Origin of the sequence: Citrobacter sp. HN-141 (genome assembly GCF_033341895.1) — a bacterium.
Taxonomy (GTDB): domain Bacteria; phylum Pseudomonadota; class Gammaproteobacteria; order Enterobacterales; family Enterobacteriaceae; genus Citrobacter.
This window is the reverse complement of the sequence record NZ_JAWPBF010000001.1, coordinates 583,825-606,810: the sequence shown is the minus strand read 5'-3', so window position 1 is coordinate 606,810 and position 22,986 is coordinate 583,825. Positions and strand designations below refer to the sequence as shown.

At 52.5% G+C, this 22,986-nt stretch carries 26 protein-coding genes; 18 read left to right on the top strand and 8 right to left on the bottom strand.

The window, feature by feature from the left end; translation table 11 throughout:
- Nucleotides 1-2: 2 nt before the first annotated feature.
- Both tapT and trxC read right to left on the bottom strand, forming a co-directional pair.
- Entirely contained in the window at nt 3-701 is a 699-nt protein-coding gene (gene tapT, locus RYZ59_RS02845; RefSeq protein ID WP_079939465.1) for a tRNA-uridine aminocarboxypropyltransferase, read from the bottom strand.
- 69 nt (nt 702-770) lie between these two features.
- Nucleotides 771-1,190: a thioredoxin TrxC gene (gene trxC / locus RYZ59_RS02840; RefSeq protein ID WP_137383461.1), complete on the bottom strand. Its 420-nt coding sequence runs from the start codon at nt 1,188-1,190 to the stop codon at nt 771-773.
- 207 nt (nt 1,191-1,397) lie between these two features.
- On the opposite strand from trxC, the gene RYZ59_RS02835 reads away from it, so the two are divergent.
- Entirely contained in the window at nt 1,398-2,477 is a 1,080-nt protein-coding gene (locus RYZ59_RS02835; RefSeq protein ID WP_202038020.1) for a tRNA/rRNA methyltransferase, read from the top strand.
- Between the two features lie 33 nt (nt 2,478-2,510).
- Here RYZ59_RS02835 and ung read toward each other — a convergent pair whose 3' ends face one another.
- A complete protein-coding gene (ung, locus tag RYZ59_RS02830) occupies nt 2,511-3,200 on the bottom strand; it encodes a uracil-DNA glycosylase (protein WP_137383463.1) in 690 nt (229 codons plus the stop codon).
- Between the two features lie 318 nt (nt 3,201-3,518).
- Between ung and grcA the strand changes: the two genes are divergently transcribed.
- Nucleotides 3,519-3,902, top strand: a complete 384-nt coding sequence (grcA, locus tag RYZ59_RS02825) for an autonomous glycyl radical cofactor GrcA (protein WP_003037563.1) — start codon at nt 3,519-3,521, stop codon at nt 3,900-3,902.
- Between the two features lie 79 nt (nt 3,903-3,981).
- On the opposite strand, the gene eamB is transcribed toward grcA, so the two are convergent.
- Nucleotides 3,982-4,569 (bottom strand): cysteine/O-acetylserine transporter, encoded by a 588-nt coding sequence (eamB, locus tag RYZ59_RS02820; protein WP_137383464.1) that lies wholly within the window; start codon nt 4,567-4,569, stop codon nt 3,982-3,984.
- A gap of 102 nt (nt 4,570-4,671) precedes the next feature.
- On the opposite strand from eamB, the gene RYZ59_RS02815 reads away from it, so the two are divergent.
- Nucleotides 4,672-5,568, top strand: a complete 897-nt coding sequence (locus RYZ59_RS02815; protein ID WP_137383465.1) for a LysR family transcriptional regulator — start codon at nt 4,672-4,674, stop codon at nt 5,566-5,568.
- 17 nt (nt 5,569-5,585) lie between these two features.
- On the opposite strand, the gene srmB is transcribed toward RYZ59_RS02815, so the two are convergent.
- Nucleotides 5,586-6,914 carry an ATP-dependent RNA helicase SrmB gene (gene srmB / locus RYZ59_RS02810; RefSeq protein WP_003835340.1) on the bottom strand — a complete coding sequence of 443 codons (1,329 nt, stop codon included), beginning with the start codon at nt 6,912-6,914 and terminating at the stop codon, nt 5,586-5,588.
- A 130-nt stretch (nt 6,915-7,044) separates the two neighbouring features.
- Here srmB and trmN point away from each other — a divergent pair, with 130 nt between their 5' ends.
- Nucleotides 7,045-7,782, top strand: a complete 738-nt coding sequence (gene trmN, locus RYZ59_RS02805) for a tRNA(1)(Val) (adenine(37)-N(6))-methyltransferase TrmN (RefSeq protein WP_202038021.1) — start codon at nt 7,045-7,047, stop codon at nt 7,780-7,782.
- Here trmN and nadB read toward each other — a convergent pair.
- Complete coding sequence (gene nadB, locus RYZ59_RS02800; RefSeq protein WP_318044688.1) at nt 7,767-9,389, bottom strand: L-aspartate oxidase; 1,623 nt, start codon at nt 9,387-9,389, stop codon at nt 7,767-7,769. The genes trmN and nadB overlap by 16 nt on opposite strands.
- A gap of 263 nt (nt 9,390-9,652) precedes the next feature.
- On the opposite strand from nadB, the gene rseD reads away from it, so the two are divergent.
- The 12 genes from rseD (at nt 9,653) to acpS (ending at nt 19,373) form a co-directional block, all read left to right on the top strand.
- Entirely contained in the window at nt 9,653-9,817 is a 165-nt protein-coding gene (rseD, locus tag RYZ59_RS02795; RefSeq protein WP_124022090.1) for a rpoE leader peptide RseD, read from the top strand.
- Nucleotides 9,814-10,389 (top strand): RNA polymerase sigma factor RpoE, encoded by a 576-nt coding sequence (gene rpoE / locus RYZ59_RS02790; RefSeq protein WP_003037573.1) that lies wholly within the window; start codon nt 9,814-9,816, stop codon nt 10,387-10,389. The genes rseD and rpoE overlap by 4 nt, the downstream gene beginning before the upstream one ends.
- Before the next feature lie 31 nt (nt 10,390-10,420).
- Nucleotides 10,421-11,071 (top strand): anti-sigma-E factor RseA, encoded by a 651-nt coding sequence (gene rseA, locus RYZ59_RS02785; RefSeq protein ID WP_137383467.1) that lies wholly within the window; start codon nt 10,421-10,423, stop codon nt 11,069-11,071.
- Nucleotides 11,071-12,027 (top strand): sigma-E factor regulatory protein RseB, encoded by a 957-nt coding sequence (rseB, locus tag RYZ59_RS02780; RefSeq protein ID WP_048210886.1) that lies wholly within the window; start codon nt 11,071-11,073, stop codon nt 12,025-12,027. Before rseA ends, rseB begins: the two co-directional genes overlap by 1 nt.
- Nucleotides 12,024-12,488 (top strand): SoxR-reducing system protein RseC, encoded by a 465-nt coding sequence (gene rseC / locus RYZ59_RS02775; RefSeq protein ID WP_202038023.1) that lies wholly within the window; start codon nt 12,024-12,026, stop codon nt 12,486-12,488. The genes rseB and rseC overlap by 4 nt, the downstream gene beginning before the upstream one ends.
- A gap of 270 nt (nt 12,489-12,758) precedes the next feature.
- Nucleotides 12,759-14,558: a translation elongation factor 4 gene (gene lepA / locus RYZ59_RS02770; RefSeq protein WP_202038024.1), complete on the top strand. Its 1,800-nt coding sequence runs from the start codon at nt 12,759-12,761 to the stop codon at nt 14,556-14,558.
- Between the two features lie 15 nt (nt 14,559-14,573).
- Entirely contained in the window at nt 14,574-15,548 is a 975-nt protein-coding gene (gene lepB / locus RYZ59_RS02765; RefSeq protein ID WP_048210888.1) for a signal peptidase I, read from the top strand.
- Nucleotides 15,549-15,817: 269 nt separating this feature from the next.
- Entirely contained in the window at nt 15,818-16,498 is a 681-nt protein-coding gene (rnc, locus tag RYZ59_RS02760) for a ribonuclease III (RefSeq protein WP_003037579.1), read from the top strand.
- Entirely contained in the window at nt 16,495-17,400 is a 906-nt protein-coding gene (gene era, locus RYZ59_RS02755; RefSeq protein WP_202038026.1) for a GTPase Era, read from the top strand. Before rnc ends, era begins: the two co-directional genes overlap by 4 nt.
- A 134-nt stretch (nt 17,401-17,534) precedes the next feature.
- Nucleotides 17,535-18,245, top strand: coding sequence for a DNA repair protein RecO (recO, locus tag RYZ59_RS02750; protein WP_137383480.1), 711 nt, complete (start codon nt 17,535-17,537; stop codon nt 18,243-18,245).
- Nucleotides 18,246-18,261: 16 nt separating this feature from the next.
- Nucleotides 18,262-18,993, top strand: coding sequence for a pyridoxine 5'-phosphate synthase (gene pdxJ / locus RYZ59_RS02745; protein ID WP_137383470.1), 732 nt, complete (start codon nt 18,262-18,264; stop codon nt 18,991-18,993).
- The gene (gene acpS / locus RYZ59_RS02740; RefSeq protein WP_005130319.1) at nt 18,993-19,373 is read left to right on the top strand and encodes a holo-ACP synthase; all 381 of its coding nucleotides are present in this window, start codon (nt 18,993-18,995) and stop codon (nt 19,371-19,373) included. The genes pdxJ and acpS overlap by 1 nt, the downstream gene beginning before the upstream one ends.
- A gap of 63 nt (nt 19,374-19,436) precedes the next feature.
- On the opposite strand, the gene RYZ59_RS02735 is transcribed toward acpS, so the two are convergent.
- Nucleotides 19,437-19,697 carry a YfhL family 4Fe-4S dicluster ferredoxin gene (locus tag RYZ59_RS02735; protein WP_137383471.1) on the bottom strand — a complete coding sequence of 87 codons (261 nt, stop codon included), beginning with the start codon at nt 19,695-19,697 and terminating at the stop codon, nt 19,437-19,439.
- A 55-nt stretch (nt 19,698-19,752) separates the two neighbouring features.
- Complete coding sequence (locus RYZ59_RS02730) at nt 19,753-20,601, bottom strand: MurR/RpiR family transcriptional regulator (RefSeq protein WP_048210891.1); 849 nt, start codon at nt 20,599-20,601, stop codon at nt 19,753-19,755.
- A 117-nt stretch (nt 20,602-20,718) separates the two neighbouring features.
- On the opposite strand from RYZ59_RS02730, the gene murQ reads away from it, so the two are divergent.
- A complete protein-coding gene (gene murQ, locus RYZ59_RS02725; protein WP_318044683.1) occupies nt 20,719-21,612 on the top strand; it encodes an N-acetylmuramic acid 6-phosphate etherase in 894 nt (297 codons plus the stop codon).
- Nucleotides 21,613-21,621: 9 nt separating this feature from the next.
- A complete protein-coding gene (locus RYZ59_RS02720; protein WP_318044681.1) occupies nt 21,622-22,986 on the top strand; it encodes a PTS transporter subunit EIIC in 1,365 nt (454 codons plus the stop codon).

The window sequence follows — 22,986 nt, the reverse complement described above, 5'->3', positions numbered from 1 at the left end:
TTTTAAACGTTTTCTGATGAATCTGCTGTGACGCTTCCCTGATGTTGAGTTTTTCCTGCCAGGTAGCGGGTTTTAAAGCGAGTAAAATGATCGCTTAACCCTTCCGCAGCTTGCGTATCTCCCGCCAGATCCAACAAGGCGATGGCCACTTCGGCAGTGCAATATTGCCCTTCGGCGTGAACGCCACGCAGGTGGTAAGCAGAAAGGCGTGATAAATCAACGGAGATCACCGGCAGGTTATCAAGGTACGGGCTTTTGCGGAACATTTTACGTGCCTCAGGCCAGGTACCATCAAGCATAATAAATAACGGTGGTTTACCGGCTGGTGGCGTGAAAATTACTTCACGCTCTTCACCGGCATAAGACGCGGGGAATACAACCATCGGCTGGTAATCCGGATTTTTCACCAGTTCCAGCAGCGCCTGCGGCGGCTCGGTGCGTGACCACTGAAAAGCCGTGGTATCGGGCAGAATATCAGCAATTAAACGCCCCGTGTTGCTGGGCTTCATCGGCTCGGTATCAAACATCACCAGACAAAAGCGACTTTTTGCCTCAGAGGGCACCAGCGTTGCGCACAAGCAGAGTTTCTGCGGCAGCAGGCAGCGCTGACAGCGGCGAACGCGATTACCTCGGGCAAGGAAAGGACGCGTGGCGCGCGCGAGGCGCTCGGCGCGTAACTGAAGAACAGCGTTATCGGTCATGGGAAAACACGTTGAAAAACGCTATTGTCGCAGAGGTGAAAACGGGGCACAAGATGTGCCCCGCAGAGATTATAACGATTCGTTAAGCCAGCTATCAAACGGGGCTTTGGGTACTGCGCCATTCAGCATATCGACGACCTCACCTTTTCTGAAGATCATGATGGTCGGAATGCTGCGGATGCCGAAACGTGCGCTGAGTTCGCGTTCGGCTTCCGTATTCACTTTAACAAAGCGCACTTTACCGCTACGCTCTTCCGCGACATCTTCAAAAATTGGGGCGAAGTTACGGCACGGGCCACACCATGGTGCCCAAAAATCAACTACCACCGGAAGATCGTCTTTTAACAGTTTATCCAGTGTTTCACCGGTCGCATTGATCACCTCCCCGTCAAACAGGTCGTGACCACAGCGTCCGCATTTGGCCGCTTCCTGAACACGATCGTCGGGAATGCGGTTGATAGCCTGGCAGCTGGTACAAACGGTATTCATAACTAACCTCTGGATGAGTAGGGTGGACTTCGCGGCAATGACGCCAGTATGTTTCTATTATGTTACATATTATCGGAGAGACTGTTTTAAACAACAATGCGTTTTATTCAATGAGTACAATAGTCATTAGCTTTTAAATGAAATAATGGCTAACGACGTGCACATCGGGTAATCTGCGCGCTTCGCGCAGAGCAGGTGGAGAAAAACATGAGCGACGAACTGAAGAACAAAAACGGCAAGGTCAAAGTGATGTACGTCCGCAGTGACGATGACTCGGATAAACGCACCCAAAATCCACGTACTGGCAAAGGCGGCGGTCGCCCCGGTACTTCCCGAGCCGAAGGCGGTCGTCGCCCTGCCCGTGATGACAGAAAGGGTCCGAACAGTGAACGCGGTCGTGAGCGTGGTCGTGACCGCGATGTAGAACGCGACCGCAAACGTGAAGATTCACCGTGGCGTACCGTGTCCCGCGCACCGAATGATGATACTGCGGATAAAGCCGATCACGGTGGCATCAGCGGCAAGAGCTTTATCGATCCTGAAGTATTACGCCGTCAGCGCGCGGAAGAAACCCGCGTTTATGGCGAAAATGCGTGTCAGGCGTTGTTCCAGAGCCGCCCGGACGCCATCGTCCGCGCCTGGTTTATTCAGAGCGTCACCCCGCGATTCAAAGAAGCATTGCGCTGGATGGCGGCAAACCGCAAAGCCTATCACGTGGTTGATGAGGCCGAACTGGCGAAAGCGTCTGGTACCGAGCACCATGGCGGTGTGTGCTTCCTGATCAAAAAACGTAATGGTACTACCGTTAAGCAGTGGGTTGGTCAGGCCGGAGCACAGGATTGTGTGCTGGCGCTGGAAGATATCGCAAACCCGCATAACCTGGGCGGTATGATGCGTAGTTGTGCGCACTTCGGCGTAAAAGGCGTAGTGGTACAGGACGCAGCATTGCTGGAATCAGGTGCGGCTATCCGTACCGCTGAAGGAGGGGCTGAGCACGTACAACCCATTACTGGCGACAGTATTGTGGATGTACTGGATGATTTCCGCCAGGCGGGTTATACCGTCGTCATGACCTCAAGCGATAAAGGTAAGCCGCTATTTAACACCACGCTGCCAGAAAAAATGGTGCTGGTGTTAGGCCGCGAACGCGAAGCTCTGCCAGAAGCAGCTTGCTCAGCAGACGATCTGTGCGTGGCGATTGACGGCACGGGCAACGTAGAAACGCTCAACGTCTCCGTTGCGACAGGTGTACTGCTCGCGGAGTGGTGGCGTCAGAACAAAGCCTGATAATAAAAATGCCAGCGAATCGCTGGCATTTTTTTACTCGCTTTCTGCGGGTAATACCGGCATCCAGTCGATCGGCTTTTCTCCCCGTTGTTCCAGCCATTCATTTGCCAGCACAAAGTGATTGCAGCCAAAGAAACCGCGATGGGCAGAAAGGGGGGACGGGTGCGGCGCTTTCAGCACATGGTGGCGCTGTGCATCAATAATGGCCCCTTTCTTCTGCGCGTGAGAGCCCCAAAGCAGGAAAACAACGCCTTCACGATGTTCGTTAATCAGGCTAATGACTTTATCGGTAAAGGTTTCCCAACCCAGGCTGGCATGCGAATGTGCCTGACCCGCCCGAACGGTGAGAACGGTGTTCAGTAGCAGCACCCCCTGACGAGCCCAACTCTCCAGGTATCCATGTGTTGGACGGGTAAATCCCGGGATGGTGGCTTCCAGCTCTTTATACATGTTCAGTAATGACGGCGGAGTGGCGATGCCTGGACGCACAGAGAAAGCCAGACCATGGGCCTGCCCTGGACCGTGGTAAGGATCTTGTCCCAGAATGACAACTTTAACGTCGCCAAGCTCAGTAAAGCGAAAAGCGTTAAACACATCTTTTTGTGGCGGATAAATTGTCATACCTGACTGGCGTTCGCCGGCAACGGTATGCAGCGTGTTCACAAAATAGGGCTGCTGTTTCTCTTCAGCCAGCACATCGTGCCAGGTTAATTCGGTGGCCATCTCGCTCTCCTGCGATTTTTTCAATCCCCCTAGCTTAACTGCTTCTTTCAACGGCGCAAAATTCTGCACGCTTCTCAACGTGCTACCCCTTAAAGATAGTTGAAAATTTATGTAAAAAGTTTACCTGCGCATATGGCGTAAGTTGATGTAAAACAATAAAATCCACCTATCACCACTTTTCATGTGTGGTTTTTGTTGATTTAAATCAAAGATTCAAGGGTGTGTGAGGGGTATATATACACTCAAGCAACAATGGTTTTACCAATTGGCCGGATGAGGCCAACCGAAATCAAATAATTTTGCCGGGGAGGCATCAACATGATTACAGGTATCCAGATTACTAAAGCTGCAAACGACGACCTGCTGAACTCTTTCTGGCTGCTGGACAGCGAAAAAGGCGAAGCACGCTGCATCGTTGCAAAAGCAGGTTTCAATGCTGATGAAGTCGTTGCCGTCAGCAAACTGGGCGAAATCGAATACCGTGAAGTACCGGTTGACGTACAGCCGGAAGTCCGCGTGGAAGGTGGTCAGCACCTGAACGTGAACGTTCTGCGTCGCGAAACGCTGGAAGATGCGGTTAAGCATCCAGAAAAATATCCGCAGCTGACCATCCGTGTTTCTGGTTATGCAGTGCGTTTCAACTCTCTGACCCCAGAACAGCAGCGCGACGTTATTGCTCGTACCTTTACTGAGAGCCTGTAAGGCTCGCGGGGAGTAACCCCGATTAGCAGAAAATCAAAAGGCGGAAGATGTTAGTGCATCTTCCGCCTTTTCACATCCGTTAGTAAAAAATCCTCACCGCACAGTAAACCAACAGTAATGCCAGAACGATATTCAGCTGCCGTCCATAGTGGCGAAAGATACGCTGGAAAAGATGACCCGCCAGCGCCCAGCAGGCATTGCCAAATGTTCCAATCAGCGCCAGCAGAATACTGACACCAATCAACCAGTAAGCATCCTGGGTATATGGCAACACAAACGTGGATAACGCGGTAATGCCATACAAAATGATTTTGACGTTCACAAACTGCAAACCAAAACTCGCCCAAAAGCTAATCGGTTCCGCCTGTAGACTATCGTTTGAGGCTGGGCTGGTGGCGATTTTCATGGCCAGCCATAAAATGTAGGCTGCCCCTGCCCAACTCAGCCAATGAATGATAGCCGGATCCAGGACGGCCAGCGAAAACGAGATCCCGGCGCACAGCAGCATGACGATTAAAAAGCCCAGACTCATTCCGGCCAGAACATGTGTGCTCTGACGAAAGCCATGTGATGTCGCCGCACTCAGCGCGAGAATATTATTTGGGCCGGGCGTTAGCGCAGTAATCAATGTATAGGTCCAGAATGCACTTAAAAGCATGGGGGTCACTTGTTATCTCCTCTGTTTTAGCAGACAGTACCCGAGACACAACATTTAAAAAAATGAATGTTTTTGCATTTTGGATTCGATAATTTCGATAGGTTGGTGAGGATGGATTTACGTCGGTTTATTACGTTAAAAACGGTAGTGGAAGAGGGCTCATTCCTGCGGGCTTCACAAAAGCTTTGCTGTACGCAATCAACCGTAACGTTTCATATTCAACAGCTTGAACAAGAACTCTCCGTACAGTTATTCGAAAAAATTGGCCGGCGGATGTGTCTCACCAGCGAGGGCAAACGGCTGATGCCGCATATACATGACCTGACTCGTGTGCTGGCATCGATCCGCCAGACGGCGCAACAAGATGCACAGCCGAGCGGCGATCTCCGCGTCGCAACCGGAGAAACGTTGCTGGCCTATAAAATGCCGCAGGTTTTACAGCGCTTTAAACAACGCGCTCCCAATGTTCGATTGTCCCTACAGTCACTCAATTGTTATGTCATTCGTGATGCTCTGCTGGGCGATGAAGTTGATCTGGGGGTGTTTTATCGGGTGGGAAATGATGAGGCGCTAGAGATGCTGTCACTGGGTGAACAGTCACTGGCGCTGGTGGCCTCTCCGGTTCTTCAGGATGTTGATTTCACTCAGCATAATCAGCATATTCCCTGCAGTTTTATCATTAATGAACCGCAATGTATTTTTAGACAGCGTTTTGAAAGTCTGCTGCGTAAGCGACAGATAACGCTGGAAAATACTATTGAGCTATGGAGTATCGAAAGCATCAAGCAGTGTGTCTCTGCGAATCTTGGTGTCAGTTTTTTACCGCGGTTTACCGTTGAGAAGGAATTACACTCAGGAGAATTAATCGAGTTGCCGTTCAGTGAAAAGCCTGAACTGATTACCGCATTGTGCGCACATCATGCCGGAAAAGTCGTTAGCCCGGCGATGCGGATTTTTATGGAATGTATTACAGAGAGTTTTGCTGCGCATGAAAAAATGCCGGGCTAAACGGCCCGGCATTCGGTTTACTCTTTGTCGGACTGCTGGGTAGCAGCTCCGCTCGGCTTACGACGTTTGCCGATATTTTTGGCGTCGCGGTGACGTTTTTTCACCCGCGGCTTCTCTTTCTCTTTCGCCTTTTTCTCAGCGCGCTTTGCCAGCACTTTCTTGGATGGCTTACCGTTAGATTTCTCACTTGGCGCGCGCGTGGTTGGACGCAGTTCGTCGATGACGCGTGCTTTCAGCGGCTCGTCAATATAGCGGCTCGCTTTGCCGAGTAACAGGTGGTCATGCGCTTCAACCAATGAAATCGCGGTGCCTTTACGCCCGGCACGACCGGTACGACCAATGCGGTGCAGATAGGCATCGCCACTGCGCGGCATATCGAAGTTAAACACGTGGCTGACGTCAGGAATATCGATCCCGCGTGCGGCCACGTCAGTTGCTACCAGCACGTTCACGCGACCATCGGTCAGGCGTTTGATCGCTTCATTACGTTTGTTCTGCACCATCTCGCCTTCGAGATAGCAGTTATTAATGCCTGCCTGGCGCAGCCAGCCTGCCAGCTCGTGCACACGTTCGCGTTTGCGTACAAAGACAATTGAGCGGGTCGCTTCCGGCTGTTTTAACAGGTGGATTAGCATGGCAGTTTTGTGCTCGATGTCATCGGCACGGTAGTAAAACTGATGGATCTTCTTGCGTTCGCGGGTGGACGGATCCGCAGAGACTTCGACCGGATCTTCCAGCAGACGCTCGGCAAAATCTTTAATCGCATCGCCTTCCAGCGTGGCAGAGAACAGCATGGTTTGCTTACGCCAGCGGGTTTCACCGGCGATATGCTCGATGTCCTGAGCAAAGCCCATATCCAGCATACGGTCAGCTTCATCGAGAATTAGCGTCTCAACCGCATGGCAGTCGAAGTTTTCTTCTTTAATGTATTGCAGCAGACGACCCGTGGTGGCAACCACGATGTCCTGGTTTTCGCTAAAGACTTCCATGTGGTTCATGTAAGCCACGCCGCCGGTAATCGTAGCGATATCCAGATGCGTATTCTTCGCCAGTTCACGAGCGTGTTCGGCAACCTGCATCGCCAGTTCGCGCGTTGGCGTCAGGATTAAAATGCGCGGCGGACCAGATTTCTTGCGCGGGAAGTCGAGCAGGTGCTGCAACGCTGGCAGCAAATATGCCGCCGTTTTACCGGTGCCTGTCGGCGCAGAACCGAGTACATCACGGCCATCGAGCGCAGGCGGAATGGCGGCAGCCTGAATGGCGGTCGGGCGAGTGAAACCTTTTTCCTGGAGGGCATCCAGAAGGCTTTCATCGAGTTCAAGTTCGGAAAAAGTCGTTACAGTCATGTTCTACCTCTGAGTGGGGCGCTGATTATAGACGTTACGGCTGCAATCTTCATCTGTTTGTATGGATATACCTTCTCAGGTATTGTTTTTATCCTATGTTATCGTTTTTTTTCCAGGAAGGTTGTTCTTCATGCCCCAGTCTACATCCGTACTGAGACGTAATGGATTTACTTTTAAGCAGTTTTTTGTGGCACACGATCGCTGTGCAATGAAAGTCGGAACAGACGGTATTTTATTGGGGGCCTGGGCCCCCGTTGCGGGCGTAAAGCGGATCCTGGATATTGGTACCGGGAGCGGCCTGTTGGCGCTGATGCTGGCCCAGCGCACTGATGAAAACGTCATCATTGACGCCGTGGAGCTTGATGTCGACGCCGCACAGCAGGCGCAGGAGAACATCGCGCAATCTCCGTGGATGCATCGTGTGAGGGTACATTCAGAGGATGCTCAGCAATGGGTTCCGCGCCAGACCGTACGTTTTGACCTGATTATCAGCAATCCACCCTATTATGAACAGGGGGTGGAATGTGCAACTCCGCAACGTGAACAGGCGCGCTACACGACCACGCTCGATCACGAAGCATTGCTCACACTGGCGGCTGACAGCATTACCGAAGAAGGTTTTTTTTGTGTGGTGCTGCCGGAGCAAATTGGCAACGCGTTTACCCAGCAGGCATTAAGTTTGGGCTGGCATTTGCGTCTGCGTACGGATGTCGCCGAAACTGAAGCCCGGTTACCACATCGGGTTTTGTTGGCATTCTCCCCGCAGGCCGGGGAGTGCTTTAGCGACAGGCTGGTTATCCGTGGGTCAGATCAGCGTTATTCTGAAGGCTACACGGCGCTGACCCAGGCATTTTATCTGTTTATGTGATGGTTTAACGGCGAGAGAATGGACGGGCCTGATTCAGGAAGCTGCTCTGGATAATCCAGCGTGTAGTGCAGGCCCCGACTTTCTTTACGCATCATCGCACAGCGGACAATTAACTCAGCTACCTGCACCAGATTGCGCAGTTCCAGCAAATTATTCGACACGCGGAAATGGGCGTAATATTCGTCGATTTCCTGCTGCAACATCGTGATACGTCGCAGGGCGCGCTCCAGACGTTTAGTTGTGCGCACGATGCCGACGTAATCCCACATAAACAGCCGTAGCTCATGCCAGTTATGCTGGATAACAACCAATTCATCCGGATTTTCTACCCGACTTTCATCCCAACCTGGAAGCGAGTTAACGCCGCGGGCATAAGGCATTCTGCGGTCAATATCTTCCGCTGCAGACCAGCCATACACCAGACACTCCAGCAGCGAGTTCGACGCCATGCGATTGGCGCCATGCAGACCGGTATAGCTCACTTCACCGATTGCATATAAACCGTCGACATCTGTGCGGCCAAAGTCATCAACCATCACACCGCCGCAGGTATAGTGCGCAGCGGGAACGATGGGGACCGGCTCTTTGGTCAGATCGATACCCAAGCCTAACAGTTTTTCATAAATCATCGGGAAATGCTGGCGGACAAATTCTTCGGGTTTATGGCTGATGTCGAGGAACATGCAGTCAGCGCCCAAACGCTTCATCTCATGGTCGATGGCACGGGCGACAATATCACGCGGGGCCAGCTCGCCGCGCTTGTCAAAATCGGGCATAAAGCGTGAGCCATCCGGGCGTTTCAGGTGCGCGCCTTCGCCGCGCAGCGCTTCGGTCAGCAGAAAATTGCGCGCTTGTGGATGATACAGCGCGGTTGGGTGAAACTGGTTAAATTCGAGATTGGCAACGCGGCAACCCGCACGCCAGGCCATGGCTATCCCATCACCGGAGGAAATATCCGGGTTGGTGGTGTATTGATACACTTTAGAAGCGCCGCCAGTGGCCAGCACGACTGACTTCGCATGGCAGGTTTCGACGGCTTCTTTATTACGGTTCCAGATCCAGGCTCCAACAACCCGACGCGTCCCCGGTAGACCAATTTTATCTGAGATGATCAGGTCCACGGCGTTACTGCGCTCCAGTACCCGAATATTCGGATGATTTTGCGCCTGGCTGACCAACGTGGTTTCGACCTCTTTACCGGTGGCATCTGCCGCATGCAGGATACGTCGATGGCTATGGCCGCCTTCCCGGGTCAGGTGATAGCTCTCTTCGCCGTTGGGCTGAACCTGAGTATCAAATAAGACGCCTTGATCAATCAGCCACTGGACACACGAACGGGCATTGCTGGCAACAAACTCAACGGCATGACGATCGCAAAGACCGGCCCCTGCAATCAGCGTATCTTCAACGTGGGAGTCAATGCTGTCGGTTTCATCGAAAACAGCGGCGATGCCACCCTGAGCATAAAATGTTGAGCCTTCGCTAACCGGCCCTTTGCTCAGGACAATGACCTGATGTTTTTCAGCCAGGCGTAGTGCCAGTGAGAGTCCGGCAGCCCCGCTGCCAATGATCAGCACGTCACAGGATAATTCGGGAGTCGTATTCATGATTTTTGTTTAATTTACTAAACAGTGTTTGGTCACCATAGCACCACATTGCGCGATACTGCACGTTTTATTTTTAACTGTGTTGCAATGGCTAAACACAAAGGAAGGGCATGTGGATGAGTGAAAGAGCAAAAATATTTTGTGAAGCAGGCCGTTAGCATCAGATTATGAGGTGAAATAAAGTGGCCGTTGGGTTACTCTGCAAGCGGTGAAATGGGCATTTCTATACAGATAGTGCGTTGATCGGGTTATGTAGACTTATAATGAGAGATAAGACCTGTCTACAACATGACAAACAAAAACAAATGCGTAACGGAACTTTACGAAACTTGAGCACTCTAAGCTTTTGCTTGCTCATAGTGAAGCTTATGGAGTGGCGTTTCGAAAGCGCGTGGAAATTTGGTTTGGGGAGACTTTACCTCGGATGAGCGAGCAGTTAACGGACCAGGTCCTGGTTGAACGGGTCCAGAAGGGAGATCAGAAAGCCTTTAACTTACTGGTGGTTCGCTACCAGCATAAAGTGGCGAGTCTGGTTTCCCGCTATGTACCTTCGGGCGATGTTCCCGATGTTGTACAAGAAGCATTTATCAAGGCCTATCGTGCGCTGGACTCGTTCCGGGGAGATAGTGCTTTTTATACCTGGCTGTATCGTATTGCAGTCAATACAGCGAAGAATTACCTGGTCGCTCAGGGGCGTCGTCCACCTTCCAGTGATATAGATGCGATAGAAGCAGAAAATTACGAAAGTGGCGGCGCACTGAAAGAAATTTCGAACCCTGAGAACTTAATGTTGTCAGAAGAACTGAGACAGATAGTTTTCCGAACTATTGAGTCCCTCCCGGAAGATTTACGCATGGCAATAACCTTGCGGGAGCTGGATGGCCTGAGCTATGAAGAGATAGCCGCTATCATGGATTGTCCGGTGGGTACGGTGCGTTCACGTATCTTCCGAGCGAGGGAAGCTATTGATAATAAAGTTCAACCGCTTATCAGGCGTTGACGATAGCGGGATACTGGAAAAGGTATTAGGCATGCAGAAAGAAAAACTTTCCGCTTTAATGGATGGCGAAACGCTGGACACTGAGTTACTCAAAGAGTTGGCTCATGACCCGGAAATGCAAAAAACCTGGGAGAGTTATCACCTGATCCGCGATTCCATGCGAGGTGATACCGCCGACGTTCTCCATTTCGATATTTCCGACCGCGTAATGGCTGCCATCGCAGATGAGCCAGTACGTCAGGCGGCGCCATTGATCCCTGAGGCCCAGCCAGCACCGCATCAGTGGCAGAAAATGCCATTCTGGAAGAAAATGCGTCCGTGGGCCGCGCAGCTTACCCAAATGGGTGTGGCCGCGTGTGTATCACTTGCAGTTATTGTTGGCGTCCAGCACTATAATGGACAATCTGAAACGTCCCAGCAGCCCGAAACGCCGGTATTCAATACATTACCGATGATGGGTAAAGCCAGTCCGGTGAGCCTGGGTGTACCTTCTGACGCGACTGCCAGCGGCGGTCAGCAACAGCAGGTACAGGAGCAGCGTCGTCGTATTAATGCCATGTTGCAGGATTACGAACTGCAACGTCGACTGCACTCCGAACAGCTTCAGTTTGAGCAGGCGCAAACACAGCAAGCCGCTGTCCAGGTGCCAGGAATTCAAACTTTAGGAACGCAATCGCAGTAATGAAGCAACTTTGGTTTGCCATGTCACTTGTGGCTGGTAGCCTGTTCTTCTCTGTAAACGCCTCGGCCAATCCTGCGTCCGGGGCGTTGTTGCAGCAGATGAATCTGGCCAGCCAGTCGCTCACCTATGAGCTGTCATTTGTCAGCATCAATAAGCAGGGCGTTGAATCCCTACGTTATCGTCATGCCCGCCAGGACAACCGCCCTCTTGCACAGTTGTTGCAAATGGATGGACCGCGCCGGGAAGTGGTGCAACGTGGCAACGAAATCAGTTACTTTGAGCCAGGACTCGAACCGTTCACGCTGAATGGTGACTATATCGTTGATTCTCTGCCATCCCTGATTTACACCGATTTCAAACGCCTTGCTCCCTACTATGATTTTATCGCGGTAGGCCGCACGCGTATTGCAGACCGACTCTGTGAAGTTATCCGCGTGGTCGCGCGTGACGGTACGCGTTACAGCTACATCGTCTGGATGGACACCGAAACCAAGCTGCCCATGCGTGTCGATCTCCTCGATCGGGATGGCGAAACGCTTGAGCAATTCCGCGTAATCGCCTTTACCGTCAATAACGGGGTTAGCGACAGTATGCAGACGCTGGCGAAAGCAAACCTTCCGCCGTTACTGTCAGTTCCTGCCGGGGAGAAAACGAACTTCAACTGGAGTCCATCGTGGTTACCACAAGGATTCAGTGAGGTCTCCAGCAGCCGACGTCCACTGCCGACAATGGATAACATGCCGATTGAATCGCGCCTGTATTCCGATGGTCTGTTCAGTTTTTCTGTGAACGTGAACCGCGCGTCGCAAAACAGCGCCGATCAGCTGCTGCGTACCGGACGTCGAACGGTCAGTACTACCGTGCGGGATAACGCCGAAATCACCATTGTGGGCGAGCTCCCGCCGCAAACGGCAAAGCGTATCGCGGACAATATTAAGTTCAGGGCCGCGCAATGATTAAAGAATGGGCAACGGTTGTTTCCTGGCAAAATGGTCTGGCGACGGTCAGCTGCGATGTTAAAGCATCGTGTAGCAGCTGCGCGTCGCGGGCTGGATGCGGCAGTCGTGTGCTGAACAAACTGGGGCCGCAAACAACGCATACTATCGTGGTACCCAGCGATGAACCGCTGACGCCAGGGCAGAAAGTTGAACTGGGTATTGCCGAAGGGAGCCTGTTAGGTTCGGCGATGCTGGTGTATATGTCTCCGCTGGCGGGACTCTTTATTTTTGCTGCGCTGTTTCAGGTGCTGTTTGGCAGCGATATCGCCGCACTCAGCGGGGCGATACTGGGCGGCGTGGGGGGATTCCTGATTGCGCGAGGATATTCCCGTAAGCTTGCTGAGCGCGAAGCCTGGCAACCGGTTATTCTCAACGTAGCTCTCCCGCCCGATCTTATTCGTGTTGAAACCCAGCAGTGATATCTTTGCCTGATGGCGCTGCGCTTATCAGGCCTACAGCGTCCTCAGATGCAGAAGTAGGCCGGATAAGGCGTTTATGCCGCCATCCGGCAAAAGTTTCACTGACTTTGCAAAGTTGTTTCCAGTTCCCGCTATCCTTGCTCTATGAACATTTCCTCGCCTCAGCGATGTAGTGTAGAATGCGGCGTTTCACTTAAACAGACGTTAAGCTCAGAACAGCGACTTCTCAGAGCCTGCCCAGGCAGGCGTAAGGCACAATAATTACACTATATGAAGAACATACGTAACTTTTCAATCATAGCTCACATCGACCACGGTAAATCGACGCTGTCTGACCGTATTATCCAGATCTGCGGTGGCCTGTCTGACCGTGAAATGGAAGCGCAGGTTCTCGACTCGATGGATCTTGAGCGTGAGCGCGGTATTACTATCAAAGCGCAGAGCGTGACGCTCGATTTCAAAGCATCTGATGGTGAAACCTACCAGCTTAACTTTATCGACACCCCGGGCCACGTTGACTTCTCTTATGAAGTTTCTCGCTCGCTTGCCGCCTGTGAGGGCGCACTGCTGGTCGTTGATGCCGGGCAGGGTGTTGAAGCGCAAACACTGGCTAACTGCTATACCGCCATGGAAATGGATCTGGAAGTGGTGCCGGTACTGAACAAAATTGATCTGCCAGCCGCCGATCCAGAGCGTGTGGCGGAAGAAATTGAAGATATCGTCGGTATCGATGCGGCTGACGCTGTCCGTTGTTCGGCGAAAACCGGTGTTGGCGTGACTGACGTTCTTGAACGTCTGGTACGTGATATTCCGCCGCCGGAAGGCGACCCGGAAGGCCCGTTACAGGCGCTGATCATCGACTCCTGGTTCGACAACTATCTCGGTGTGGTCTCGCTGGTGCGTATTAAAAACGGTACCATGCGTAAAGGCGACAAAATCAAAGTGATGAGTACCGGCCAGGTCTACAACGCAGACCGCCTGGGTATCTTTACGCCGAAACAGGTTGACCGTACCGAACTGAAGTGTGGCGAGGTAGGTTGGTTAGTTTGCGCCATTAAAGACATCCTCGGCGCACCGGTAGGCGATACCCTGACACTGGCGCGTAACCCGGCAGACAAACCCCTGCCTGGCTTTAAAAAAGTGAAGCCGCAGGTATACGCGGGTCTGTTCCCGGTCAGCTCCGACGACTACGAAAACTTCCGTGATGCGCTTGGTAAGCTGAGCCTGAACGATGCTTCCCTGTTCTACGAACCGGAAAGTTCTACCGCACTGGGCTTCGGCTTCCGCTGTGGCTTCCTCGGCCTGCTGCACATGGAGATCATTCAGGAGCGTCTGGAGCGTGAATACGATCTGGATCTGATCACCACTGCGCCGACCGTTGTTTACGAAGTCGAAACCACGGGCAAAGAGACTATCTATGTCGACAGCCCGTCCAAACTGCCGCCGCTGAATAACATTTACGAACTGCGCGAGCCGATTGCTGAATGTCATATGCTGCTGCCGCAGGCATACCTCGGCAACGTTATTACGCTGTGTATCGAGAAGCGTGGTGTACAGACCAACATGGTTTACCACGGTAACCAGGTTGCGCTGACCTATGAAATTCCAATGGCGGAAGTGGTCCTCGACTTCTTCGACCGTCTGAAGTCAACGTCTCGTGGCTATGCGTCGCTGGATTATAACTTCAAACGTTTCCAGGCCTCCGACATGGTACGTGTTGATGTTCTCATCAACAACGAACGCGTTGATGCGCTGGCGCTGATTACCCACCGCGATAACTCCCAGAGCCGTGGCCGTGAACTGGTCGAGAAGATGAAAGATCTGATCCCTCGCCAGCAGTTTGATATCGCAATTCAGGCGGCCATTGGCACGCACATCATTGCGCGTTCAACGGTTAAGCAGCTGCGTAAAAACGTTCTGGCTAAGTGCTACGGTGGCGATATCAGCCGTAAGAAAAAGCTGCTGCAAAAACAGAAAGAGGGTAAAAAGCGAATGAAGCAGATCGGTAACGTCGAACTGCCGCAGGAAGCCTTCCTCGCTATTCTGCATGTCGGTAAAGACAGCAAATAATCTTAAGGAGTTGGCATGGCGAACATGTTTGCCCTGATTCTGGTGATTGCCACACTGGTGACGGGCATTTTATGGTGCGTAGATAAGTTTGTCTTCGCGCCAAAACGCCGGGAGCGCCAGGCTGCGGCACAGGCCGCTGCAGGCGATTCACTGGATAAAGCAACGCTGAAAAAAGTTGCCCCTAAGCCGGGCTGGCTGGAAACCGGTGCATCCGTTTTCCCGGTACTGGCTATTGTGCTGGTGGTGCGTTCATTTATTTATGAACCGTTCCAGATCCCGTCGGGTTCGATGATGCCAACACTGTTGATTGGTGATTTTATTCTGGTAGAGAAATTTGCCTACGGAATTAAAGATCCTATTTATCAGAAAACGCTGATCGAAACGGGTCACCCAAAACGCGGTGACATCGTGGTATTTAAGTACCCGGAAGATCCGCGTCTGGACTACATTAAACGCGCTGTCGGTTTACCGGGAGACAAAGTGACGTACGATCCGGTAGCGAAAGAGGTCACTATTCAGCCAGGATGCAGTTCTGGTCAGGCGTGTGAAAACGCGCTGCCGGTAACGTACTCTGATGTTCAGCCAAGTGATTTTGTGCAGACGTTTGCTCGCCGTAACGGCGGGGAAGCGACCAGCGGTTTCTTTGAGGTTCCGCTGAACGAAACGAAAGACAACGGCATTCGCCTGACCGAGCGTAAAGAAACGCTGGGTGAGGTAACACACCGCATTCTGATGGTGCCAATCGCGCAGGATCAGGTGGGGATGTATTACCGTCAGCCGGGTCAGCAGTTAGCCACCTGGATCGTTCCACCGGGGCATTACTTCATGATGGGTGATAACCGTGACAACAGCGCGGACAGCCGTTATTGGGGATTTGTACCGGAAGCGAATCTGGTAGGTAAAGCGACCGCAATTTGGATGAGTTTCGACAAACAAGAAGGTGAGTGGCCAACCGGCGTTCGTTTAAGCCGCATTGGTGGCATTCACTAATTGCTGATAATGGTTCACGCTGTTGTCTTAATAACAACAGCGTGAATTATTTCTCGGATTAATTCCCTCAGACTAACGACATCCCTTGTCGTTGTGTATAGAATATTCCCCCGAAGTTTTAGGTTGGCGCCGTCAGGTTGCCACGGCACACGAAACAGCGTTGGTTTGTATACAAATGCATATAGCCGAAGCCAGACGGCTTAGTGAAGTGCGTATATCAGGTCTGTTTCGTGTGCTGAATTGTGGACGCATTCATTTATTGGTATCGCATGAACCCCATCGTAATTAATCGGCTTCAACGGAAGCTGGGCTACACTTTTAATCATCAGGAGCTGTTGCAGCAGGCATTAACTCACCGTAGTGCCAGCAGCAAACATAACGAGCGTTTAGAATTTTTAGGCGACTCTATTTTGAGCTTTGTTATTGCGAATGCGCTGTATCACCGTTTCCCGCGTGTGGATGAAGGTGACATGAGCCGCATGCGCGCCACGCTGGTGCGTGGAAATACGCTGGCTGAATTAGCCCGTGAATTTGACCTCGGAGAATGTTTACGCCTGGGGCCGGGTGAGTTGAAAAGCGGCGGTTTCCGTCGCGAATCAATTCTGGCGGATACCGTCGAAGCGTTGATCGGTGGCGTCTTCCTCGACAGCGATATTCAGACGGTTGAACAGTTGATCCTGAACTGGTATCAAACGCGTCTGGACGAAATTAGTCCGGGCGACAAACAAAAAGATCCGAAAACGCGCCTGCAGGAGTATTTGCAGGGTCGCCACCTGCCGCTGCCGTCTTATCTGGTGGTGCAGGTCCGTGGCGAAGCGCACGATCAAGAATTTACTATCCACTGCCAGGTCAGCGGCCTGAGTGAACCGGTGGTAGGCACAGGTTCGAGCCGTCGTAAGGCTGAGCAGGCTGCCGCCGAACAGGCGTTGAAAAAACTGGAGCTGGAATGAGCGTCGATAAAACTTACTGCGGATTTATTGCCATCGTCGGTCGTCCGAACGTTGGCAAATCCACCCTGTTGAATAATCTGCTTGGGCAGAAGATTTCCATTACCTCACGTAAGGCACAGACAACTCGTCACCGTATTGTTGGTATCCATACCGAAGGCGCGTATCAGGCGATTTATGTCGATACCCCGGGTCTGCATATGGAAGAGAAACGTGCCATCAACCGTCTGATGAACAAAGCGGCAAGCAGTTCTATCGGTGATGTTGAGCTGGTCATTTTTGTCGTGGAAGGCACGCGCTGGACGCCGGACGACGAGATGGTGCTCAACAAGCTGCGAGACGGTAAGGTCCCGGTTATTCTGGCTGTCAATAAAGTGGATAACGTCCAGGAGAAGGCCGATCTGTTGCCGCACCTGCAGTTCCTGGCAAGCCAGATGAATTTCCTCGATATCGTCCCGATGTCTGCGGAAACCGGACTGAATGTCGATACTATCGCGGGCATTGTGCGTAAACATCTGCCGGAAGCGATTCATCACTTCCCGGAAGATTACATCACCGATCGCTCCCAGCGTTTTATGGCCTCTGAGATCATCCGCGAAAAACTGATGCGTTTTCTGGGGGCTGAACTGCCGTACTCCGTTACCGTGGAGATTGAGCGTTTTATCTCCAACGAGCGCGGTGGTTACGACATCAACGGTTTGATCCTCGTTGAGCGTGAAGGGCAGAAGAAGATGGTGATTGGTAATAAAGGCGCCAAAATCAAAACCATCGGCATCGAAGCGCGTAAAGACATGCAGGAAATGTTCGAAGCGCCTGTTCACCTCGAACTGTGGGTGAAAGTGAAATCCGGCTGGGCCGATGACGAACGCGCGCTGCGCAGCCTCGGTTACGGCGACGACCAGTAGTTTTAATACTCTATGGCTTTCGAGGTGCAGGAAGGCGGCAAGTCCGCGAATCCCCGGGAGCTAACTCTCGTAAGTGACTGGGGTGAACGGGCGCAGCCAACGCACCTGCAACTTGAAAGACGACGAGTATTATGATGGAAGGATGGCAACGCGCCTTTGTCTTACATAGTCGCCCCTGGAGCGAAACCAGCCTCGTGCTGGATGTCTTCACGGAAGAGTCTGGCCGCGTGCGCCTTGTCGCCAAAGGCGCACGTTCTAAACGTTCCAACCTGAAAGGCGCACTCCAGCCTTTTACCCCGTTGTTACTTCGCTTTGGCGGCCGCGGTGAGGTGAAAACCTTGCGCAGCGCTGAAGCCGTATCTCTGGCACTTCCCCTTAGCGGTATCACGTTGTACAGCGGCCTGTACATCAATGAACTTATCTCGCGCGTGCTTGAGTATGAAACTCGTTTTTCTGAACTCTTTTTCGACTACCTGAACTGCATTCAGGCACTGGCTGGCGCGACAGGTTCGCCAGAGCCGGCACTGCGTCGCTTTGAACTGGCCTTACTTGGCCACCTGGGTTACGGCGTGGATTTCACCCACTGTGCGGGCAGCGGCGAGCCGGTAGATGACACCATGACCTACCGCTATCGGGAAGAAAAAGGCTTTATCGCCAGTGTTGTCATCGATAACAGCACCTTTACCGGACGCCATCTGAAAGCGCTAGAGTCGCGTGAATTTCCTGATGCTGACACGCTGCGTGCTGCGAAACGCTTTACCCGTATGGCCTTAAAGCCGTATCTTGGTGGTAAGCCCTTAAAGAGCCGCGAATTATTCCGGCAGTTTCTGCCGAAGCGAAAATAAAATAACGAGGATTGTCATGGCTGAATTACTGTTAGGCGTCAACATTGACCACATTGCCACTCTACGTAATGCACGTGGTACCGCATATCCGGACCCGGTTCAGGCAGCGTTTATCGTTGAACAGGCTGGCGCGGATGGCATCACCGTGCACCTGCGTGAAGACCGTCGCCATATTACCGACCGCGACGTACGTATTCTGCGCCAGACGCTGGATACGCGAATGAATCTGGAAATGGCGGTAACCGAAGAGATGCTGGCTATCGCCGTAGAGACGAAGCCGCATTTTTGCTGCCTGGTGCCGGAAAAGCGTCAGGAAGTTACTACTGAAGGTGGTCTGGACGTCGCCGGTCAGCGCGACAAGATGCGCGATGCCTGCAAACGCCTGGCGGACGCAGGCATTCTGGTTTCGCTGTTTATCGATGCGGATGAAGAACAAATTAAAGCGGCTGCTGACGTGGGCGCTCCGTTCATTGAAATTCATACCGGCTGTTACGCCGATGCGAAAACCGATGCTGAACAGGCGAGTGAACTGGCGCGTATTGCTAAAGCGGCGACGTTTGCTGCCAGTCTGGGCCTGAAGGTGAATGCCGGTCACGGTTTGACGTACCATAATGTTAAAGCCATTGCGCGGATCCCGGAAATGCACGAGCTAAATATTGGGCATGCGATTATCGGGCGTGCGGTGATGAGCGGGCTGAAAGACGCCGTCGTGGAAATGAAACGTCTGATGCTGGAAGCGCGTGGCTAATGGCGATTCTGGGTTTAGGCACGGATATCGTGGAGATTGCGCGGATCGAGGCGGTGATCTCCCGCTCCGGTGAACGCCTGGCCAGACGGGTCCTGAGTGACAACGAATGGGCCATCTGGGAAACGCATCAGCAACCGGTGCGTTTTCTGGCAAAGCGCTTTGCGGTAAAAGAGGCCGCAGCAAAAGCCTTTGGGACGGGCATTCGCAATGGGCTGGCGTTTAATCAGTTTGAAGTCTTTAACGATGAACTCGGTAAACCGCGTCTGCGGTTATGGGGGGAGGCGTTAAAACTGGCGGAAAAACTGGGTGTCGCGCATATGCATGTGACGCTGGCCGATGAGCGTCACTACGCTTGTGCTACGGTGATTATTGAAAGCTAGTGTCAGGATTTTGTAGGCCGGATAAGGCGCTTACGCCGCCATCCGGCATGCAATCAGGGTGAGTTATAGCTTATCCGCGTGATGCATCAACACAAATTTATCCCACAGCTGTTCTTCGGTTTCGCTATGTGCCGGGTCTTTCAAAATTGTGTTGGGGATCGGACACACTTTCTGACAGGTTGGCGTGTCGTAATGGCCTACGCATTCCGTACATTTGTCGCTGTTAATCTCGTAGATGCTCTCACCCATCGAAATCGCCTCATTCGGGCATTCGGGTTCGCACATATCGCAATTGATACACTTTTTAGTGATTAACAGGGCCATCAGGAAACTCTCAAAACATCACAAATCGGGCGGGCATTATACGCGCATTCTTTGCTCAGACCAGTTTTTTTACCAGCGCTTCACTGTGACGAATTCGTTCCGGAGCATGTTCTAAATCTTGCTGAACCAGCGCCATAAACAGTAAATCCGTGAGCATCATCTGTGCGTGCGTCGATGAAATTGCCGCGCTGCGCGTCGCTTGTTCTTCGGCAATCGTATACAGGCAGTGGCTTGCTCGCTGTTGCAGGGCATTGGGTGTAAACCCGGTGATGGCAAGGATTTTGGCGCCGGTGCGCAATGTTTCATCAGCAGCCAGGTTGAGTTCACGACGTTCCCCGGTATAGGAAATCGCCAACAGGAGATCGCCCGGCGAAAGCGCCTGTACCGTTGCCAGCAGGGCGTGCATATCGCGTTCCACTACTGCGTTAAAACCTATTTTCAACAGTTTCCAGGCAAAATTCTGTGCCACTAGTCCAGAGGCGCCAATTCCGGTCAGGACAATGCGTCGGGCGGAGCGTAACAAGGCGACGCTTTCCATCAGCTTTTCTTCGCTATTGATATCCAGTGTGGCGTGCATGGCCGCAACGTTCTCCTGAATCAGTTTTTCACCCACCAGACGCATAGGATCGTCGCCGCGGATCTGATTATGCACTGGGATAGAATGGGGATTGGGATTACTGGCCAGTGCTTCGCTGATCGCCAGTTTAAGTGCGGGAAACCCTTTAAACCCCATTTTTTGTGCGAACTTCACGACGCTGGACTGGCTGACACCCGCTTCAAAAGCGAGTTGCTGTGAACTGAGATGACGCGCAGTATCCGGCTGTGCGAGGAGGTAATCCGCAAGCTTTTTATCGCTTTGCGCGAGGTCCGGGTAACGCTGACGAATGCGAATCAAACAGTTCATGCTGTCTCCTGGCGAAAACGTGATGGCGATTACAAAACAAAATTTCACTCGCCTGGGTGAATATTATATTCCATTATAACGGATTAATATGAATTAAAAATTCCTAAGGAACAAAAAATGAATCTCGGTGCGTTAGTGTCAGAAAGCCGCAATCCTCAGACCATGGATCTTGATGCGTTATCCACGCTTGAGTTGGTTCATCTTTTTAATCAACAGGATACGCTGGTAGCCGTTGCTGTAAAAGCAACTCTGCCTGAAGTTGCGCTTGCGGTCGATGCGGCGGCTGACGCGTTAAAAGCGGGGGGACGGATTATCTACATGGGGGCGGGGACCAGTGGACGTCTTGGCGTACTGGATGCATCTGAGTGCCCACCGACTTTTGGCGTACCGCATGGACGGGTTGTTGGCCTGATTGCTGGCGGGCCGGGCGCATTGCTGAAGGCCGTTGAAGGTGCAGAAGATAACCCGCAGCTGGGTGAAGATGATCTGCGTGCGCTCAACCTTACGGCACAGGATCTGGTGGTGGGTCTGGCGGCATCCGGGCGTACACCGTATGTGATAGGCGGCTTGCAATATGCCCGTTCCGTCGGCTGCACCACGGTGGCGATTTCCTGTAATCCGGACTCCCCCATCGCACGTGAAGCGGACATCGCCATATCACCGGTTGTTGGCCCGGAGGCCCTGACAGGGTCAACGCGACTGAAGTCTGGTACTGCGCAAAAACTGGTGCTCAATATGATTTCTACCGGTGCAATGGTGAAGTTTGGCAAGGTGTATCAGAACCTGATGGTGGATATGAAAGCGACCAACGTTAAGCTGGTAGACCGGGCGTGTCGCATGGTCGTGGAAGCCACCGGTATTGCGTATGACCAGGCGCAAGCTCTGCTGAGACAGACCGATTTTGATGTTAAGCCCGCCATTTTGATGGCTCTCACGGGTCTCGATGCCACTGCAGCCCGGGAAAAACTGGCTGCACATCAGGGTTTTTTACGCGCGGCGTTAGAACACTAAGAGGTTGATATGGATAAAACGGCGGTGCTTGCCAGCGATATCCTGCTGGGCGTGGGCGGAGAGAAAAATATTCTGCGCCTGGAAAACTGTATGACGCGCGTCAGAGTGGAAGTACAGGATGACGCTCAGCTCGATATTTCCCGACTCAAGCAACTGCCGGGCGTTAGCGGCTACGTGAAGCAGGGGGTGCAGCACCAGATTATTGTTGGTCCGGGCAAAGCCGCGAAAGTGGTCGATGCCATGCGTTCCCTGATTGCCGATGGTGGCGAACGTTCCAATGTGGGAGATATTGAGCGAACAAAATCAGAGGCCAAAGCAAAATACAAAGCGCCGATGAGTGACGCGCTGCGCAAGCTGGCTAACGTTTTTATCCCGATTATTCCGGCGTTTATCGCCTCCGGTTTGATTACCGGCATCATTAACATCCTCAAACGTCCGGATATCGTGGGGGACTTTGCGACCCACTATCCGAATATGTTGGGACTGTTAGGTATTTTCGGTAGTGCCGTGTTTGCCATTATGAACATCCTTGTCGGGGTGAATACTGCCAAAGTATTTGGCGGTTCGCTGGCGATGGGGGGCGTGATGGCCGGCATTCTCTCCAGCCCGCAACTGGCGCAAATTACCTTGTTTGGCGAGGCCTTGCAGCCGGGACGCGGTGGGGTAATCGCGGTGCTGCTGGTGGTGGCGCTAATGTGCTGGATTGAGCGTAAATTCCGCGAAGTGCTGCCGGAGTCTCTTGAACTGATCCTTAATCCACTGCTGACCACCCTTATTACCGGGACCATCGCCATTGTGGCGCTGCAACCGCTTGGTGGCTGGATAGCCGAATCCATTGCCCATGGCGCTTCCTGGGCTATCGATCGCGGTGGCTTCCTGGTAGGGGCGGTGCTGGCCGGCACCTTTCTGCCACTGGTTCTCACCGGACTCCATCAGGGATTGGTCCCTATCCATGTAGAACTGGTACAGGCGCACGGGTATAACGCACTCTTTCCTATTCTGGCGATGGCCGGAGTGGGGCAAATCGGTGCGGCGATTGCGGTACTGATGAAAACCCGTAACGCACGGCTGAAAAAAGTGATTAAAAGCGCGCTGCCGGTCGGATTGCTGGGTATTGGCGAACCGCTGATTTTTGGGGTGACATTGCCATTAGGCAAGCCGTTTATCGGTGCCTGTCTCGGTGGTGCTGTCGGTGGGGCGCTGATCAGCTACTGGAAGGTGGCGACGGTCATCACCTTTGGCATCTCCGGATTACCGCTGGCACTGACGATTGTTGCCGGAAAAGTGATGTTCTATCTGTTAGGCTATCTGGTAGCGGTTATTGCCGGGTTCCTGTTTACCTGGCTATTGGGGTTCAACGATCCAGAGGAATAA

Excerpts from the sequence above, each read along its gene's own strand:
- tapT (WP_079939465.1), bottom strand. The coding sequence starts at position 701 with ATGACCGATAACGCTGTTCTTCAGTTACGCGCCGAGCGCCTCGCGCGC.
- trxC (WP_137383461.1), bottom strand. The coding sequence starts at position 1,190 with ATGAATACCGTTTGTACCAGCTGCCAGGCTATCAACCGCATTCCCGAC.
- RYZ59_RS02835 (WP_202038020.1), top strand. The coding sequence starts at position 1,398 with ATGAGCGACGAACTGAAGAACAAAAACGGCAAGGTCAAAGTGATGTAC.
- ung (WP_137383463.1), bottom strand. The coding sequence starts at position 3,200 with ATGGCCACCGAATTAACCTGGCACGATGTGCTGGCTGAAGAGAAACAG.
- grcA (WP_003037563.1), top strand. The coding sequence starts at position 3,519 with ATGATTACAGGTATCCAGATTACTAAAGCTGCAAACGACGACCTGCTG.
- RYZ59_RS02815 (WP_137383465.1), top strand. The coding sequence starts at position 4,672 with ATGGATTTACGTCGGTTTATTACGTTAAAAACGGTAGTGGAAGAGGGC.
- srmB (WP_003835340.1), bottom strand. The coding sequence starts at position 6,914 with ATGACTGTAACGACTTTTTCCGAACTTGAACTCGATGAAAGCCTTCTG.
- trmN (WP_202038021.1), top strand. The coding sequence starts at position 7,045 with ATGCCCCAGTCTACATCCGTACTGAGACGTAATGGATTTACTTTTAAG.
- nadB (WP_318044688.1), bottom strand. The coding sequence starts at position 9,389 with ATGAATACGACTCCCGAATTATCCTGTGACGTGCTGATCATTGGCAGC.
- rseD (WP_124022090.1), top strand. The coding sequence starts at position 9,653 with ATGAGAGATAAGACCTGTCTACAACATGACAAACAAAAACAAATGCGT.
- rpoE (WP_003037573.1), top strand. The coding sequence starts at position 9,814 with ATGAGCGAGCAGTTAACGGACCAGGTCCTGGTTGAACGGGTCCAGAAG.
- rseA (WP_137383467.1), top strand. The coding sequence starts at position 10,421 with ATGCAGAAAGAAAAACTTTCCGCTTTAATGGATGGCGAAACGCTGGAC.
- rseB (WP_048210886.1), top strand. The coding sequence starts at position 11,071 with ATGAAGCAACTTTGGTTTGCCATGTCACTTGTGGCTGGTAGCCTGTTC.
- rseC (WP_202038023.1), top strand. The coding sequence starts at position 12,024 with ATGATTAAAGAATGGGCAACGGTTGTTTCCTGGCAAAATGGTCTGGCG.
- lepA (WP_202038024.1), top strand. The coding sequence starts at position 12,759 with ATGAAGAACATACGTAACTTTTCAATCATAGCTCACATCGACCACGGT.
- lepB (WP_048210888.1), top strand. The coding sequence starts at position 14,574 with ATGGCGAACATGTTTGCCCTGATTCTGGTGATTGCCACACTGGTGACG.
- rnc (WP_003037579.1), top strand. The coding sequence starts at position 15,818 with ATGAACCCCATCGTAATTAATCGGCTTCAACGGAAGCTGGGCTACACT.
- era (WP_202038026.1), top strand. The coding sequence starts at position 16,495 with ATGAGCGTCGATAAAACTTACTGCGGATTTATTGCCATCGTCGGTCGT.
- recO (WP_137383480.1), top strand. The coding sequence starts at position 17,535 with ATGGAAGGATGGCAACGCGCCTTTGTCTTACATAGTCGCCCCTGGAGC.
- pdxJ (WP_137383470.1), top strand. The coding sequence starts at position 18,262 with ATGGCTGAATTACTGTTAGGCGTCAACATTGACCACATTGCCACTCTA.
- acpS (WP_005130319.1), top strand. The coding sequence starts at position 18,993 with ATGGCGATTCTGGGTTTAGGCACGGATATCGTGGAGATTGCGCGGATC.
- RYZ59_RS02735 (WP_137383471.1), bottom strand. The coding sequence starts at position 19,697 with ATGGCCCTGTTAATCACTAAAAAGTGTATCAATTGCGATATGTGCGAA.
- RYZ59_RS02730 (WP_048210891.1), bottom strand. The coding sequence starts at position 20,601 with ATGAACTGTTTGATTCGCATTCGTCAGCGTTACCCGGACCTCGCGCAA.
- murQ (WP_318044683.1), top strand. The coding sequence starts at position 20,719 with ATGAATCTCGGTGCGTTAGTGTCAGAAAGCCGCAATCCTCAGACCATG.
- RYZ59_RS02720 (WP_318044681.1), top strand. The coding sequence starts at position 21,622 with ATGGATAAAACGGCGGTGCTTGCCAGCGATATCCTGCTGGGCGTGGGC.